This window comes from Paraburkholderia sp. (genome assembly GCF_035656215.1).
Classification (GTDB): domain Bacteria; phylum Pseudomonadota; class Gammaproteobacteria; order Burkholderiales; family Burkholderiaceae; genus Paraburkholderia.
In genome coordinates this window covers 1-3,027 of record NZ_DASRSY010000179.1, presented here as the reverse complement: position 1 = coordinate 3,027, position 3,027 = coordinate 1, and the positions used below count along the sequence as shown (strand labels likewise).

General features: G+C 61.2%; 2 protein-coding genes. Both read right to left on the bottom strand.

The features are described 5' to 3' along the window. Positions 1-81: 81 nt before the first annotated feature. Positions 82-2,187 (bottom strand): elongation factor G, encoded by a 2,106-nt coding sequence (fusA, locus tag VFE81_RS10180; protein ID WP_325044470.1) that lies wholly within the window; start codon positions 2,185-2,187, stop codon positions 82-84. A gap of 304 nt (positions 2,188-2,491) precedes the next feature. Then, positions 2,492-2,998, bottom strand: coding sequence for a DUF192 domain-containing protein (locus VFE81_RS10175; protein WP_325044469.1), 507 nt, complete (start codon positions 2,996-2,998; stop codon positions 2,492-2,494). Positions 2,999-3,027 lie beyond the last annotated feature (29 nt).

The following is a 3,027-nucleotide window of genomic DNA, read 5'->3' as shown; positions in this document are numbered from 1 at the left end:
AGCAGTCTGAGCCCGTCCACAAAGGACGGGCTTTTTGTTTGGCCTGCGTTGCAACACACGGCGTGTTGCAACCCTCAGCGCTTACTTGTGCTTCGCGTTGATCACGGCTTCCGCGACGTTGTTCGGCGTTTCGGCGTAGTGCTTGAACTCCATCGTGTACGTCGCGCGGCCTTGCGTCGCAGAACGCAGCGATGTCGAGTAGCCGAACATCTCGGCGAGCGGCACTTCGGCGCGCACCAGCTTGCCGCCGCCACCGGCGATGTCTTCCATGCCTTGCACCATGCCGCGCCGGCTCGACAGGTCGCCCATCACGTTGCCCATGAAGTCTTCCGGCGTTTCCACTTCGACGGCCATCATCGGTTCGAGCAGCACCGGTTTCGCTTTGCGCATGGCGTCCTTGAAGGCCATCGAACCGGCCATGCGGAACGCGTTTTCGTTCGAGTCGACATCGTGGTACGAACCGAAGGTCAGCGTCACCTTCACGTCGACCACCGGATAGCCCGCCAGCACGCCGGCCTTCAGCGTTTCCTGAATGCCCTTGTCGACGGCCGGAATGTACTCACGTGGAATCACACCGCCCTTGATCGCGTCGACGAATTCGTAGCCCTTGCCTTGCGCCGCCGGTTCGAGCGTGATCACCGCGTGGCCGTACTGGCCGCGGCCGCCCGACTGTTTGACGAACTTGCCTTCGACGTCTTCGATCTTGTTGCGCACCGTTTCGCGGTAAGCCACCTGCGGCTTGCCGACGGTCGCCTCGACGCCGAACTCGCGCCTCATCCGGTCGACCAGAATTTCCAGGTGCAACTCGCCCATCCCGGAGATGATGGTCTGGCCGGATTCCTCATCCGTCTGCACGCGGAACGACGGGTCTTCCTGCGCCAGACGATTGAGCGCGATGCCCATCTTCTCCTGGTCGACCTTGGTCTTCGGCTCGACGGCCTGCGAAATCACCGGCTCCGGGAAGATCATCTTTTCAAGAATGATCACATGCTGCGGGTCGCACAGCGTGTCGCCCGTGGTCGCTTCTTTCAGGCCCACTGCCGCGGCAATGTCCCCGCAGTAGACTTCCTTGATTTCCTTGCGCTCGTTTGCATGCATCTGCAGGATCCGGCCAAGGCGTTCCTTCTTTTCCTTGGTCGCGTTGTAGACGGTATCGCCCGAATTCACCACGCCCGAATACACGCGGAAGAAAATCAACTGGCCCACGAACGGGTCGGTCATGATCTTGAAGGCGAGCGCGGAGAACGGATCGTCATCTTTCGGATGACGCTCGATTTCGCGGTCGTACTCGTCGTGACCGCTGATCGCGGGAATGTCGAGCGGTGACGGCAGATAGTCGATGACGGCGTCGAGCATGGCCTGCACGCCCTTGTTCTTGAACGCGCTGCCGCACAGCATCGGCACGATCTCGTTCTTGATCGTGCGCACGCGGATGCCGTGCTTGATTTCCTCTTCGGTCAGCGTCTCGCCGCCCAGGTATTTGTCGAGCAGTTCCTCGCTCGCTTCAGCGGCGGCTTCGACCATCTTGTCGTGCCATTCCTTCGCGGTAGCTGCGAGTTCCGGCGGAATATCCCTGTACTCGAATTTGATCCCCTGGTTCTCTTCGTCCCAATAGATCGCCTTCATCTTGACGAGATCGACCACGCCCTGGAAATGATCTTCCGCACCGACCGGAATCTGGATCGGCACGGCGACGCCCTTCAGACGATCGGCGATCTGCCGCTGCACGCGGAAGAAATCCGCGCCCACACGGTCCATCTTGTTGACGAACGCAATGCGCGGCACCTTGTACTTGTTCGCCTGACGCCACACGGTTTCGGACTGCGGCTGCACGCCGCCGACCGAGTCGTACACCATGCACGCGCCGTCGAGCACGCGCATCGAGCGCTCCACTTCAATCGTGAAGTCGACGTGACCCGGGGTGTCGATGATGTTGATCCGGTGTTCGGGATAGTTGCCGGCCATGCCCTTCCAGAAGGCGGTGGTGGCCGCCGACGTGATGGTGATGCCGCGCTCCTGCTCCTGTTCCATCCAGTCCATCGTCGCAGCACCGTCGTGAACCTCGCCGATCTTGTGGGTCACGCCTGTGTAGAACAGGATGCGTTCGGTGGTGGTGGTTTTGCCGGCGTCGATGTGAGCGCTAATGCCGATATTCCGGTAGCGCTCGATGGGAGTCTTGCGGGGCACGTGAACCTCCTTGGAATGGCGCGCCTGAAACGCTTGCCGGGCGGCAGTCTGTGCTGCCCGGGGAGCCTTTTTTGCTGCTTTGCTAAGAATACTAGGATAGCGCGTCGGCCCGGCTTTTGCAGGAATCTTGCCAGCCACGCGTGAAGGCCTGCTGACATGGGCTTACGGGCCGGCGCGAGGCTCCGCCGTGCAGTGCGGGCCTCGCTCTGAACGCAAAAAAGCCGGTGCCTCGCATAAGGCACCGGCTTTTTCTGAAAAGCGGCCGCTGATGAAGCGGCAGGGTATCGCCGTGGTTGGCGCGCTGTTATTGCGCGGCCGGCAAGCCCTGGATTTTCATCCCCGGTTTGATGCCTTTCGACGAGAACCAGCCCTTGCTCATTTCCAACGCATACACACCGTTGTTCTTCGGGCAGTGATTGTTGGTGGTCTCGGCCTGCATTTCGTCGATGTCGGTGACCGTGCCGTCGGCGCGCATGAAAGCGATCGACAGCGGGATCAACGTGTTCTTCATCCAGAAGCAATGCACCGCGGTTTCATTGAAGACGAACAGCATGCCTTCATTCGGCGCGAGGGTCGTGCGATACATCAGACCTTGTTCGCGGTCCGCGTCGTTGGCGGCGACGGCCGCGTCGATCACGAACATGCCCGCGGTCAGCTTCGCGCGCGGAAAGTCGCCGGGCTGCTTCGCGCCGGCCGGCATGTCTTGCGCATGAGCGGGGGCAGCGGTGGTCGCGGCGAACGACATCGCGGCGAGCGGCAGTGCAACGGCAACAGCGAAACGCGCAATCAACGAGCGCATGGGAAATCGCACGGCATGACTCCTTGCTGGAAATTAACCCG